The sequence below is a fragment of the Bordetella petrii genome (genome assembly GCF_017356245.1).
GTDB lineage: Bacteria > Pseudomonadota > Gammaproteobacteria > Burkholderiales > Burkholderiaceae_B > Bordetella_A > Bordetella_A petrii_D.
Genome location: NZ_JAFMZZ010000001.1, coordinates 3,412,725 through 3,425,839, shown reverse-complemented (window position 1 = coordinate 3,425,839; position 13,115 = coordinate 3,412,725). Strand labels below are relative to the sequence as shown.

Below are 13,115 nucleotides of genomic sequence, written 5' to 3'. Positions count from 1 at the left end.
CTCCTGTCGGGGTGGCGCGTCATCGCCATGCCCATCGCTGCCGCACCTGCCACGTTCCCACCACGGCCACGCCCGTGGCGCTGCCGATGGCCGTGGGGCTGCGGTCCATGACCCGCACCCAGCCGTCGCCCGCCGCCACGCGCAGCGCCAGCGCCGCATCCACCGGGCCCGCCGCCGCGGCCGCCCAGCGCGCCTGCAGCGCCTGGCGGTCATCCGGGTGCACGCGCCCCAGCAGCTCATCCAGCGTGTCCAGCGGCGCCGTGTCCAGCCCCAGCGCCGCCCGCGGGTCGCCGTCCCAGGCCAGTTTGCCGCTGGCCGGGTCGTATTGGTACATGATGCCCGCGTCCACACTGGCCATTGCGCCGCCGGGGCGCCGCCCATTGGTGTAGACCCACAAAAACGCCAGCAGCAGCGCCGTCACGCACAGATAGCACTGCGCCAGCAGCAGCGATTCGCCCGGCTTCAAGCCGTGCGGAAAGAACGGCCCGCTTTCGCCGGCCGCGTAGTACAGCGCAATGGCGCCCAGGCTGATCAGGCCCAGCGCGCCGCCGCGGCTGCCCCAGGCCATCGACATTACCGCCGCCAGCAGGATGGGCGCGCAGGCCAGCGGAAACACCACCGACGCGCGGTGCGCGTGCGGCGTGATTTCGGCGAACACGTACCAGGCGCTGGCGCACAGCAGCACCCAGGCCGCCAGCCCGCACAGCAGGGCCGCCGTGCCCGGGCGGCGCGCCTTGCCCGCCACATCCGTCCAGCTGAGAATCGCGATGGTGGGCAGCAGCACGCCGGTGACGTTGGCCGCCCACCATATCCATACGATGTTCCAGAACGGCAGCCCGCTGGCATAGGCCAGCCAGCCCACGCCCAGCGCCGCGGCCGCCGCGCTGACCAGTACGGTGGCGCCGATCAGCACCATGACGCCGTGCAGGTCGTCGCCGCGGCGCGCATAGCGGCGTATCAGCCAGGCCACGCCCGCATCGCTGGCCAGCGAAATGCAGCCGATGCCCACCGAGTGCAGAAAGTCGTGGTGTTCCCAGGCGTCGAGCAGCAGGCGCGCGGCCATGAAGGCAAGAAACAGCGCCAGCCAGCGGCGCGGCGGCGCCAGCAGAAAGGCCGACACGGCCACGCCGGCGGCCAGCCATACAAAGGCCACGCGGGTGGCGGGGTCATCGAGCCGCAGCGACACGTAGCCGCCGGCGGCGTACAGGGCCGCCCAGAACAACAGCGATAGCGCAAGACGAAGCAGGGAACTGGCCATGAGGATAGGTCTGCCGATGCGTGTGCTGCCGGGCAGTATGGCATATACCGCGGCCGGCTGTCTGCAGCCGGGCTGCCGCCGGCTCAGGTACCGGAACAGGCCGGCACCAGCAGCACGGGCAGGGTCTGCCACACGATAGCCAGGCCGGCCAGCAGGCTGAGCGCGCCCGCCACCCAGCGCAAAAAGCCGGCGTCGCCGGCGGCCGGCCAGCGCCGCCATTGGCGCCAGTAGACCAGGGCGATGGCGGCCACGGCCAGCAGCGCGGCGCCGATCAGGGTGGCGGCGGCCAGGCCGCCATCCACCCACAGGCCATGCAGATGCGGGCGCGCGCAGAACACGCCATTGGCCGCGTAAATGAACACGAAATGCGCCGCCCAGGCGAGCGGGCCGGCCAAAAGCGGCAGCAGTACCGAGACGGAAGGCGTGCGCATGGCTACCCCACCCAGCGTGGAAAACCGTGCAGCAGGCAGGTGCCGGCCAGCCCCTGCGCCACCGTGTAATGCCACAGCAGGGCCGTGTTGTCGAAACACGCGCGCCGGTTGCCCGCCAGCCTGCCGGCCCAAGAGCGCGCCGTGGTGAACAGGCCCATGAAACCCACTGCCCCCACCAGCACCGCCTGCAGGCCGATCACGGCGCAGACGGCCGCGGCATAGGCGCTGTCTTGCGGACGCAGGCCCGCGCGCCATTGCGCGGCGGCTTCCAGGCCCAGGGCCGCGAACAGCATCATGCAGCCCAGCGGCAGGGCGGCGCGCAGCCAGCCCTGCCGTCCGTGCCGCAATGCGCGCCCGCCGGCCCACACCAGCGCGCTGCTGGCCAGCAGCAGCGCCGCGCAGGCCAGCGGCCACGGCAGGGCGGCAAGGGCCGTGGCCGCCGGCCATTGCCCGGGAGAGGTAGTCCACAGGAACAGGTACGAGAACAGCGTGGCGCTGAAGATGCTGGCGCACACCATGACCAGCATCACCATCGCCCACCACGAATGCGAGCCGCTGCCCGTGCATGACACCGGCAGCCGCAACCCGCCGCCCACGTCCACGGGGGGATGATCGGCGGCGGGGTCGGCATCCCACAGCCAGCGCAGGATCATGGCAATGGCCAGCACGCCGAACAGCGTGGCCGGCACCATCAGTTTCACGGTCAGCAGCAGGAAAAACCCGGCGGTGCCCAGCGCGGCCAGCACCGGCGGCCAGCCCGGGCCGGGCAGCCGCAGCACATATTGCGGACACGCGCCGATGGCGCTGGTAACCAAGGTGGTGCGTTCGCCGGTGGGCGCGCCCGGCAGGTAATAGCGCCCTGCATCGACATCGGCGGCCAGGCCGGGCTGGTCCCACAGCGGTTCGCGGCTGTGCACGCGCGGCACGCTGCGCGGCCCCGCCACGCCGGCGGGCAGCCATTCCAGCGTGCCGGCCCGCCACACATTGCCGGCGTTGCGCGCCACCGACGGCCGGAAATTGCGCGCCAGGTCAACCAGAAACACCAGCACGCCCGCGGCGATCACATACGCGCCCACCGTCGACAGCATATTCAGCGCACCCCAGCCGTAGCTGTCGGCGTAGGTATACACGCGGCGCGGCATGCCGGCCAGCCCGGTCAGGTGCATGGGGAAAAAGCCCGCGTTGAAGCCGACGAACATCAGCCAGAACGCCCAGCGCCCCAGCCGCTCGGACAGCGGCCGGCTGCTGACGAAGGGCATCCAGTAATAAAACGCGGCAAACAGCGGAAACACCATGCCGCCCACCAGCACATAATGCAGGTGCGCCACGATGAAATACGTATCGTGCGCCTGCCAGTCGAACGGAATCACCGCCACCATGACGCCGGTCAGCCCGCCCAGCACGAAGATGAAGAAAAAACCCAGGATGAACAGCATGGGCGTTTTCAGCGGCCGCAGGCGCGGCGCCGCCGCGATCGTGGCGATCCAGGCAAACACCTGGATGCCCGTGGGGATGGACACCGCCATGCTGGCCGCCGAGGCAAAGCTCAGCGACAGCTGCGGAATGCCGGTGGCGAACATGTGGTGCACCCACAGGCCGAAGCTGACAAAGCTGGTGGCCACGATGGCCATCACCACCGCCCGGTAGCCCACCAGCGGGCGCCCCGCCATGGCCGGAATAATCATCGACACCATGCCCGCCGCCGGCAGAAAGATGATGTACACCTCGGGGTGGCCGAACAGCCAGAACAGGTGCTGCCACAGCAGCGGGTCGCCGCCCTTGTCGACAATGAAGAAGGGCAGCCCGAAGGCCCGTTCCAGTTCCAGCAGCGCCGTGGCCACGATCACCGCCGGAAACGCCACGATGACCATGCCCGAGAACGCCAGCATGATCCAGGCAAACACCGGCAGCTTGTCCAGCGACATGCCCGGCGCGCGGGTGCGTAGAATGCCCACCGCCAGCTCGATGGCCCCGGCAATCGCCGAGATCTCGATGAAGCCTATGCCCAGCAGCCACAGATCGGCATTGATGGCCGGCGAATAGGCCGAACTGGTCAGCGGCGGATACATGAACCAGCCGCCATCCGGCGCCAGGCCCACGAAAATGCTGCAGAAGAACACCAGGCCGCCGATGGCGTAGGCCCAGTAGGCGTACGAAGACAGACGCGGAAACGGCAGGTCGCGCGCGCCCAGCATATTGGGCAGCAGCAGCACCGCCATCGCTTCCACCGCCGGCACCGCGAACAGGAACATCATCACCGTGCCATGCATGGTGAACAGCTGGTTGTACAGCGCGTGGCCGATCAGGTCGTTGTCGGGAACCGCCAGCTGCGCGCGCATCAGCAGGGCCAGTATGCCGGCCAGCAGAAAGAACAGCAGCGCCGTGCCGATATACAGCAGCCCGACGTAATTGTTGTTGACCACCGTAATGGCGCGCCAGCCCCGGGGGCGCTGCCACAGGCGTTCCAGCTCTTCGCGCTCGCCGGCGGGGCGCGGCAGCGGATTGGGCAGCGTGTCCGGCAGCGTGTCTGGCGTCATTGCAGGCTTTCCATGTAGTGGGCCACCGCACGCAATTGCTCGCCGGACAACTGGTCGAACGACGGCATGCCGTTGCCGGGCTTGATGTGCTGGCTGCCGGCGATCCACCCCGCCAGCGAGCCCACGTTGTTGCGCAGCATGCCCGCCGCCAGCGACGGGCGGCTGCCCACGTGCGTCAGGTCGGGCCCCAGTGTGCCGGCGGCCGGCGTGCCGCGCACCGTGTGGCACTGCGCGCAGGCCTGCAGGAACACCCGCTGGCCGGCCAGCAGCCGGGCATCGCCGGCCGGCGCGGCGGCCGGCCGCTGTTGCGACCGCAGCCAGGCCTGGAAGTCCGGCCCGGCCAGGACCTGCACGTCGAACATCATGTTGGCATGCTGCGCGCCGCAGTATTCCGCGCACTGCCCGCGCAAAACGCCGGGTTCCCGCGCCTGGATGCGCAGGCGGTTCACATGGCCCGGCACCATGTCCACCTTGCCCGCCAGGTTGGGCACCCAGAAACTGTGCACCACATTGCGCGAGCCCAGCAGCAGTTCCACCGGCTGGCCGGCCGGGATGCGGATTTCATTGGCCGTCTCGAACAGCACCCGGCCTTGTTCATCCAGATAGCGCACGCGCCACCACCACATTTCACCCATCACTTCGATGCGCACGGCGGCCGGCGCCGGCGCGCGCAGCATCGCCGCCGCCATTACCAGGCTGTACACCAGCAGGGCCGACAACACCACCACCGGGAACACCACGCCCGCGCCCAGCAGCCAGGCGCGGCCGGCCAGCCGCCGGCGCACGCGCTCGGGCCCGTACAGCGCCACGGCCAGGATCGCCAGCACAAGCAGGAAAATCCCGGCGCCGCCCGCGAACATCACCCAGCCGATTTCCGCGCTGAAGCCCGCCTGGTCGGCCCGCGGGTGCAGCGCCGACTGCTTGTCGGCCCACATCGTTGCAAGCGGCACGGCAAAGGCAACACAGGCGCTGATGTCGGGCATAGGGGGCGGGTGGGAAAAATTTACCGGGAGCAGGATTTTTGGACGCAAGCGCCGTGCCCGCGCCGCCGGCGCCGCCTGCAAGCGCAAGGGCGGGCAAAGAAATTGCTGCAGCCTGCGGAAAAAGGATGCCGATGCCTCGATCAACCTACGCGGGGATTTCCCCTGGCCCGGCGGCCGCCGCCGCGCGGCCGTGGGCTGGCGCGCTTCGAACCTGGCGCGGGCGGCTGTCCGCCTGCCTGGCCGTGGGCGGGCTGAGCCTGTTGGCGGCTTGCGGCAAGCCCGACGAGCCGCTGGCCGCGCCCGCGCAGCCCGACGCGCTGCCCGGGGCCGACATCCAGCGCGGCCGCGAGCGCATCGCGCAATATGGCTGCGCCGGTTGCCACGCCATTCCGGGCATACGCGCCCCGGGCGCACGCGTGGGGCCCCCCTTGCGCCACCTGGCCGGCCGGGCCTACCTGGCGGGCGTGCTGGCCAACACCCCCGCCAACCTGGTGCGCTGGCTGCGCAACCCGCCGGCGGTTGCGCCCAACACGGCAATGCCCAATATGGGGCTGAGCGAAGCCGATGCCCGCGACATCGCCGCTTACCTGCTCACCCTGCGCTGACAGGACGCCGCCATGAAACCCTGGATGCGCACCGCCGGTATCACCCTGGCAACCGCCGCGGCCGTGGCGCTGGCCGGCGTGCTGGCGCTGATCTACAGCGGCTGGTACGACAGCACCGCCACGCGCCCGCACACCGCGCCCGTCAACAGCGTGATGGACATCGCGCTGCAGCGCTCGATCAGCGTGCGCGCCGCCAAGGTGAACGTGCCGTCGCTGGACAACCCGCAGCAGGCCATCGACGGCTTCCAGCTGTTTCGCGCGCATTGCGTACAGTGCCACGGCGCGCCCGGCGTGGCGCCTGAGCCTTTCGCCATGGGCTTGATGCCCGCGCCCGCATCGCTGGTGGACACCGCCAGGCACTGGCCGGCGGCCGAGGTGTATTGGGTGGTGCGGCAGGGCATCAAGATGACCGGCATGCCCGCATGGCAATACCGCATCAGCGACGAAGACATCTGGAGCGTGGTGGCCTTCATGCGGGTGCTGCCCACCTTGTCGCCCGCGGAATACCGGGCGTGGGACAGCCGACATGCACGGCCGGCGGCGTCGTCAGAGCCTGCGCCTGCGCCTGCATCACCTGCCGCTGAACTAAGGCTGGGCGACGCCCAGGCCGGCCGGCAGGCCCTGCAGCAGTACCTGTGCATCACCTGCCACGCCATCCCCGGCGTGGTCGGCGCCAAGCACCACGTCGGCCCGCCATTGGGCGGCATCGCCCATCAACGGTACATTGCCGGGGTGCTGCCCAATACCCCCGCCAACATGGTGCGCTGGCTGCGCGACCCCACCGCCATCGACCCCGCGACGGCCATGCCGAACCTGGGAATCAGCGAACAGGACGCCCGCGACATCGCCGCGTTCTTGTACACGCTGGATGAACCAGAGTAAGCCCGGGGCGCCAGCTTTCGTCAGGTCAGCGTCGTCAGGTGCCAGACACCTAGCGTGTCTGACACCGAGGTCGATCTGAGAACCTCAATACACCCCCGGCACCAACCGCCAAGTCCGCTTGCGATAAGCCTCATACTGCACCCCAAAATGCGCCCGCAGTAGCGCTTCCTCGCTGCGCATGCGGGCAATCAGCGGCGGCAGCATGCACAGCGTCAGCAGCACCCCCACCACCGAGCGAAACGCCAGCGCCCAGCCCAGCATGCTGATCAACAGCCCCAGATAGCTGGGGTTGCGAATCCTGGCGTACACCCCGGTGGTGACCAGTTCGTGGCCCGCCTGTATCGCCACCAGCCCGCTGAAGCGGCGCCCCAGCACGAACACCGGCCACAGCCGCAGCGCGCCGCCCGCGGCGAACAACAGCACGCCAATCCAGCGCACCGTATCGCCATCGATCACCCAGAAGCCGATGCGGTCGGTGTAGGCGGGCGCGCAGCCGCTCAGCAGGCCGATGACGGCGAAAGCCGTCAGCACCCAGCGATTGTCGCGGTCTTCGCGCACGCCGGGATTCAGGTTGTCGCCGCTGAACAGGGCTGCGATGGATAGCGCGAATAGAACCACCGTAAGGGCGATGCGGGCGGGGTGGGAAAAGAAGGAAGCGATGCCGCCGTAGGCAACAACCGCCAGGGCCAGGTAGAACAGGGTGCCCAGCAGGGTGGTGGAGGCGATGGCTAGGGTAGGGCGCATGGGGGCCTCGCACGGGGGATGCGTGGATTAATGATAGGCCTGTTTGGCGGGGTTGAGTTACGGCAGGATTCGGGGTTTTTGAGGGTTGAAATTATGTCTTGATTAGTTACTATCAGAAATTAGAGCGAGGGATGGGCTCGGAGGAGAAGGCGGTGATTTTCGGCGCCATGTTGTGGCGATGTGGGGTGGGCCGGGGATTGCTGTTATTGGCGGCGGCCGGGTGTGCGCTGTTGCTTTCGATATCGGCTGATGCCGCGAATTACCCATGCAGTGGCCGCAAAGGCGGTGTGTCGCATTGCCAAGGCGACATCTTTGTCTGCAATGACGGGTCTGTGAGCGGATCCAAAAAGTCTTGCCAGGCGCAATTGGGTGGCGGGGTGCAGCGCTTGATGCCGGAAGGGGGATTTTCCAAGGGCGCGGGGCAGTGTCAATGCAGAGAGGGGAAATACTGTGTTGGGCCTCGGGGTGGGCGGTATTGCACTACGGATAGTGGGGGGAAGAGTTATTTGAGGAGGTGAGTGGGTGGGTTTTGAAGAGCTGCTTTCGGCCAGCAGCGTACGTTGGAAGATGCGGCGGCAAACAGCCACTCAGACACGCAGCTGAGCGAGATGCAGTTGGCTAGCACTGCGCAGGGCTACGGCCTACATGGTGGGTGTAAGCGCCATGCTTGCGCAAGGACTTCCGATCTAAAACCGGTGAGGCAGTTAGGTCCGTGCGATCATCTTTTCGACGTACTTCTTGCCCTCGTTCGTCACCACAAACTTCTTACGGGCTTGCTTGGTCGTGCCTTCCTTCCGCTTCTGGATCATCAGTGCTGGTTTTTGGGTTTTATGCCAGTCAAGCGCTCGGGTGACATTACCTATACCGTGCCCCAACTGTTTCAGTTCCGAGTTGATTTTTTGCGCTTCGAGCTCAGAAGCGCCCTCCTTGATTTGGAACCAGTACCCAACTACCAGCGCCTTTTCACCGTCGGAGGTGGGCGAAGCACGGTCGTAGAACTCAGCTAGGGAGTCAATGTCAGACGCGCCCGCTAGGGGTTCAGCACCCGCATGGGTGTCGCCTGTAGTGTCAGAGGCCTTAGCCTGACCGGCATTGCCTTGGGCAATGGCAACACCGAATCGAGAACCCGCCCACGACAGCACTCTGTTGCGTTCTTCCTCGCTGAGATCCAAGAGTGCATGCTCGACCTGCACCATGGCTGCCAGCTCTTTACTCATCGTCGCTTCGGACATATGATCCTCTCGATGTATGTGTATTACATACTGATGATTTAATCCTAACAAATACGGGGCGTCAATGACTTCTTCTGATCGAGTTACTGACCTAATTCACTCCGGCGAATTTGCTCGCGCAGATAAGTTGCTCCTCTGTTTGGCGCATCTTGGCGATGGCGTGCACGCTGTTAGTGGAATTCGGACAACAGCCAGATCCCTAGGGCTATCTGATGCAAACGTGTCTCGAGATTTGCAGAAGTTGAAAGGTCTTGCCTTCGAACGCAAGGAGGGGTGGGCACTGACGACCAATGGTAAGAAGCGGGTTGGAGAACTGCTCGGCGTACCTGATGCACATGTCGCAGCGCAATCCAGCGCATTGCGAGCGCTGCTGCCGAGGTTGAAAGCTGAGGTCAAAGAATTCGTCGCTGAGGCTGTTGCATGCTATGAAGCGCGACACTTCCGAGCCGCAGTGGTTCTTTCTTGGGTCGGGGCTGTTTCGCTGCTATACGCGCACGTTGTGCAGCACCGCCTAGCTGACTTCAATACAGAAGCTGTTCGCCGCGATCCAAAATGGCGGGCGGCAAAGAACGAAGATGACCTGTCAAAGATGAAAGAGCATGATCTTCTTCAAGTGCTTGAGGCGCTCTCAATCCTTGGGAAGAACGTCAAGACTGAACTCGAAGGATGCTTGAAGCTTCGCAATGGTTGCGGCCATCCCAACAGCCTAAAACTGGCGGAGAGCCGTTGCGCTGCCCACATTGAAGTCTTGGTTCTCAATGTATTCGACGTGCTTGTTTAGAGAGGCTCAGCGCTGAAACAGCGCGCCTCAGTGAATATGCAGTGAGAGTCCGCTGTTGAAGTTGGCGCTCGACCGCTTTGGGTCGACAGCTGAGCCCTCGTAAAAGCCCGCTTTCGACCCGTTGCTGTCGTCGCTCAGGCCGAAGTGAGCTGCCAGAAGGCGGTCATTCGACGTTCGAGCTGCCAACCGAGAAGGCAGACGGTGGCTGCAGTAGCAATTCGGCGCGCGAGCGAGAGGGTGGACCCCAACACGGCAACGCTCTATGCCGTAGTTGACCTCGGCCCCTTCTTGAGGTTTGGATGCTCGCTAAGCATGGCGTCTGCAAGCTGAAAGTCATTGGCGGTTGAGAAGATGTACCGCTCACTCCAGATGATCTGGAGCGAGTTGAAATTCTCGACGTTTGCCGGCGAGTACAGGACGGGAGCCCCATTGAGCAATGCGTCCCTCATGCTGATGACACCATGGGGATCGGGCAACGTCGCCGTGAAACCCGTACGACTCATAAGAGCCAGAGCTCCAAGATGAACTGCCTCTGTGAGGGTGGGGCACCACATCGCCAAAGCACGAGTAGGAGATAGGGGAAAGTAGATCTCTATGCCTGGGAGCGCCAATCCAAGATTCCCTCTGTTGGGCCGATCGATCATATTCTGGCGCGTAAGCGGGTTATCGCTCAGCAAGAACGGAGCCTTGCGCGTCGTAGCTGCGAGTACCCAATTTTTGTTAAGGAACTGCGCAGCGTACGTCTCGGGGGCCTTGTAGATGACCCTCGCGGTCTGCTCCTTGAGGTCGTTCGCCGGAATGTCTTGTATCAATTCCTCGACCTGGGACCCCGGCGCAACTTGATCACCGTTGCGTTGGAAGTGCTCGCGTAGCATCCTCGGAAAGGCGTCCCATTCTTCGCGGAATGTCTTGGTTCTGGTTAGTTGAACCGCCAAGAATGCAGCCAGGATTTGCTTCTGTTCGTCAGCCAGTTTTGCCACCGAGTCGGTCTCAAGAATGAATCGGATCACAGACTGCGCGCTACCTTCTAGCTGGCCAAGCCATGGCTCAAGCGAAATCGTTTGACCTTGGTACTCGAAATCGTAGAAGCGGCTCTCGCTGGCGACGTTCTTCGTGTTTGACGGAAACGCCCGCGCTGACGACTTGTCGTAGACCCAGACTTGATCCTTCTTGCCATTGCCAAAGTTCCTGAGCAGGAATTGCGGAACGTAGTGTTGAACTTTCGCTATCGCCATGGATGCACTGGTAAGGGGTTAAGGCTCGAGTTCAGTCTACCAGCCAGCGCAATTGGCCAGGTTCGGCTGCAATAGAAGGTTAACCTACCCGAAAGCCGACCGTCACCTAAGACCGCTCCTGGCCGGTTGCGGCCTATCGTGACCAGCCGCTTCGGGTTGACCGTAGACACTCCCTCCTAACTATTTCTGGTCGCAACCACTCATTCGAAATGAGATACCATCCTTGCCATGTCTGACAAGCTCCCAGAATCGATCACCCGGCAAGTATCAGATGCACTTTCCATTCTAGAAAACCATCTAGGCAAAACAATCCTGGCAATTCACGTGCTCGGCTCCGCCGTAGACGACGGCCTAAAACCACTTAGCGATATCGATCTATTGGTCACCGTGCGTGCTCCTCTGGACGATTCCACCAGAACCGCCTTGATGTCGGACCTGCTGTCGATCTCGGCTTTCCCCGGCACCGATCCTGAACGCCGGGCGCTAGAGGTAACGGTCCTGGCACAAGAAGACGTAACACCCTGGCACTACCCCGCGAAACGACAAATGCAATTCGGCGAATGGCTGCGCGACGACATCAACGCAGGCATTATCGAGCCCGCGATGCTGGATCACGACCTAGCCATCTTGTTGACCAAGGTGCGGCGGCACAGCGTTGCCCTGTTCGGCCCGCCAGCCCAGGAGTTCTTCGATGATATTCCCGCCGCCGATGTCCAGCGCTCGCTGCTGGACACCTTGTCTCTTTGGAATACCGAGGCAGACTGGGAAGGGGATGAGGTAAATATCGTCCTGGCCCTGGTGCGTATTTGGTACACCGCCATGACGGGCGATATTGCGTCCAAGGATGCCGCTGCGAATTGGGCCCTTCAGCGCCTTCCTGCCGAGCACCATCAAATTGTTATCGCCGCAAGGGATGCATACCTGGGATTGAAGGTGGAAGATTTGGCCGCCTACCCGCAAGAGCGGACGGCGCTGCTGGACTGCATCCGATCCAGCGTGATGGCGAAACTGCAATAGCCGGGGCCGAATCGCCACACGACGCGGCGCCCGGCGTCATATCCACCGATCATTGGCCGCCGTACGCTCGCTTGCCGCTCCATCCCCAGTATTCACCACCCCGCGCGGCTCGATCAGCAGAAGCTTTACCTCACCGTTTGCACAAGGCCTGTGTTCCACGCCTTTCGGCACCACGCCCATCTGGCCCGCGCGCAGGATAATCGGGCCATCACCGCCGGCAGCGCCGCGTACGTCGATGCGCAATTCGCCTTCCAGCACGATGAAAGTTTCATCGGTATCGCTATGTGCGTGCCAGACGAAATCACCCATTAGCTTCACCACCTTGAACTGGTAGTCGTTCATCTCGGCAACGACGCGCGGCTGCCAGTGTTCGTCGATCAACTTGATTTTGCCCAGCAGATCGATCGCCTGGCATTGCCCGCGCGAAGCGGGCGCGTGGATGGATGGATCGGGTTTTGACGTCATCGTTCTCTCCGGCCGAAAATCAGAAAGGGGATTTGCCGAGGATACGCCGCCGCCGCACCGCGGTATTGAACGTTTGTGCGCGCCTAGCGGAGGGATACGCCGCCCACGGTTTGAAGCCAGCGCCCGGGTGTCTGGCCGAAGGTCTTGAGAAAGTGGCGCGACATATGGCTTTGGTCGGCGAAGCCCGCCTCGGCGGCGGCGTTGGCCAAAGGCCGGCCGGCCAGCAGTAGCCGCCGCGCGATATCCAGCCGCCGCATGGTCAGGTACCGGTACGGGCTGGTGCCGTAGTACTGCCGAAAATCGCGAGACAGGCTCCAGCGGTCGCGGCCTGTGGCGGCTTCGAGTTCTTCCAGGGCCACGATGCGGGTGCTGTTCGCCTGCAGGTAATCCAGCGCACGCCGCGCCGCAAGGTAGTCACCCTTGTTTTTTCGTGCAGGCTCGCCCGCCGCAAGTGCCAAGGCATGGGCGAGTTCGACCAGGCCGTCGCTCTGTTCCAGCGGCTCGAACGTATCGCTGACCTGTTTCAGCAAGTTTTCGGTGGCGGCGGCAAGGCGCGGGTCGGTTGTGATGCCGCCTTCGATAAATGGCAGCGCCTGCCCGCCCAGTATTTCCTGGAACAGCGAGGGCTGGACGTAGATCATGCGATACCGGAAGCCCTCGGCCGTGCCGGCCTGCCCGTCATGGGCCTCGTCGGGGTGCAGGACGATGGTGTTGCCCGGCAGGCTGTCGCGGCGGTTGCGCCGGTAATTGAAGCTTTGCACCCCGGCCAGCGTGCGGCCGATTGCGTACGTATCGTGGCGGTGCATGGCGTACGCGTTGCCATGAAACCGGGCTTCGATGCGCTCCACGCCGGCGACAGGCGTGGCGCGCTTTACCCAGTCGACAATGGCGGGAACGGGTTTTCGGGGCATGGCGGAAGTCTCTGTGCGGGGCGCCAGTATGTCC

13 protein-coding genes are annotated in these 13,115 nt (G+C 64.5%); 4 read left to right on the top strand and 9 right to left on the bottom strand.

Annotated elements, in window-relative coordinates:
• Positions 1 to 19 precede the first annotated feature (19 nt).
• The 4 genes from J2P76_RS16405 to coxB all read right to left on the bottom strand — a co-directional run bounded on the left by J2P76_RS16405 (position 20) and on the right by coxB (position 5,209).
• Entirely contained in the window at positions 20 to 1,258 is a 1,239-nt protein-coding gene (locus J2P76_RS16405) for an MASE1 domain-containing protein (RefSeq protein WP_207408741.1), read from the bottom strand.
• An 83-nt stretch (positions 1,259 to 1,341) separates the two neighbouring features.
• Positions 1,342 to 1,689, bottom strand: a complete 348-nt coding sequence (locus J2P76_RS16400; RefSeq protein ID WP_207408740.1) for a hypothetical protein — start codon at positions 1,687 to 1,689, stop codon at positions 1,342 to 1,344.
• Positions 1,690 to 1,691: 2 nt separating this feature from the next.
• Positions 1,692 to 4,226, bottom strand: a complete 2,535-nt coding sequence (locus J2P76_RS16395) for a cbb3-type cytochrome c oxidase subunit I (protein ID WP_207408739.1) — start codon at positions 4,224 to 4,226, stop codon at positions 1,692 to 1,694.
• On the bottom strand, positions 4,223 to 5,209 hold the full coding sequence (gene coxB, locus J2P76_RS16390) for a cytochrome c oxidase subunit II (RefSeq protein WP_207408738.1): 987 nt from the start codon (positions 5,207 to 5,209) through the stop codon (positions 4,223 to 4,225). The genes J2P76_RS16395 and coxB overlap by 4 nt, the downstream gene beginning before the upstream one ends.
• Positions 5,210 to 5,340: 131 nt before the next feature.
• Between coxB and J2P76_RS16385 the strand changes: the two genes are divergently transcribed.
• Complete coding sequence (locus tag J2P76_RS16385) at positions 5,341 to 5,814, top strand: c-type cytochrome (protein ID WP_207408737.1); 474 nt, start codon at positions 5,341 to 5,343, stop codon at positions 5,812 to 5,814.
• A gap of 12 nt (positions 5,815 to 5,826) precedes the next feature.
• The gene (locus tag J2P76_RS16380; protein ID WP_207408736.1) at positions 5,827 to 6,696 is read left to right on the top strand and encodes a c-type cytochrome; all 870 of its coding nucleotides are present in this window, start codon (positions 5,827 to 5,829) and stop codon (positions 6,694 to 6,696) included.
• Between the two features lie 84 nt (positions 6,697 to 6,780).
• Here the strand turns inward: J2P76_RS16380 and J2P76_RS16375 are convergent, their stop codons facing one another.
• Both J2P76_RS16375 and J2P76_RS16370 read right to left on the bottom strand, forming a co-directional pair.
• Entirely contained in the window at positions 6,781 to 7,440 is a 660-nt protein-coding gene (locus J2P76_RS16375) for a methyltransferase family protein (RefSeq protein WP_207408735.1), read from the bottom strand.
• Positions 7,441 to 8,144: 704 nt separating this feature from the next.
• Positions 8,145 to 8,672 carry a hypothetical protein gene (locus J2P76_RS16370; RefSeq protein ID WP_207408734.1) on the bottom strand — a complete coding sequence of 176 codons (528 nt, stop codon included), beginning with the start codon at positions 8,670 to 8,672 and terminating at the stop codon, positions 8,145 to 8,147.
• Between the two features lie 64 nt (positions 8,673 to 8,736).
• Between J2P76_RS16370 and J2P76_RS16365 the strand changes: the two genes are divergently transcribed.
• Positions 8,737 to 9,453, top strand: a complete 717-nt coding sequence (locus J2P76_RS16365; protein WP_207408733.1) for a hypothetical protein — start codon at positions 8,737 to 8,739, stop codon at positions 9,451 to 9,453.
• 260 nt (positions 9,454 to 9,713) lie between these two features.
• Here J2P76_RS16365 and J2P76_RS16360 read toward each other — a convergent pair whose 3' ends face one another.
• On the bottom strand, positions 9,714 to 10,688 hold the full coding sequence (locus J2P76_RS16360; RefSeq protein WP_207408732.1) for a DUF4238 domain-containing protein: 975 nt from the start codon (positions 10,686 to 10,688) through the stop codon (positions 9,714 to 9,716).
• A gap of 228 nt (positions 10,689 to 10,916) precedes the next feature.
• On the opposite strand from J2P76_RS16360, the gene J2P76_RS16355 reads away from it, so the two are divergent.
• Positions 10,917 to 11,705 carry an AadA family aminoglycoside 3''-O-nucleotidyltransferase gene (locus J2P76_RS16355; protein ID WP_207408731.1) on the top strand — a complete coding sequence of 263 codons (789 nt, stop codon included), beginning with the start codon at positions 10,917 to 10,919 and terminating at the stop codon, positions 11,703 to 11,705.
• 36 nt (positions 11,706 to 11,741) lie between these two features.
• Here the strand turns inward: J2P76_RS16355 and J2P76_RS16350 are convergent, their stop codons facing one another.
• Positions 11,742 to 12,170 carry a cupin domain-containing protein gene (locus tag J2P76_RS16350; RefSeq protein WP_207408730.1) on the bottom strand — a complete coding sequence of 143 codons (429 nt, stop codon included), beginning with the start codon at positions 12,168 to 12,170 and terminating at the stop codon, positions 11,742 to 11,744.
• A gap of 83 nt (positions 12,171 to 12,253) precedes the next feature.
• Complete coding sequence (locus tag J2P76_RS16345; RefSeq protein WP_207408729.1) at positions 12,254 to 13,081, bottom strand: AraC family transcriptional regulator; 828 nt, start codon at positions 13,079 to 13,081, stop codon at positions 12,254 to 12,256.
• Positions 13,082 to 13,115 lie beyond the last annotated feature (34 nt).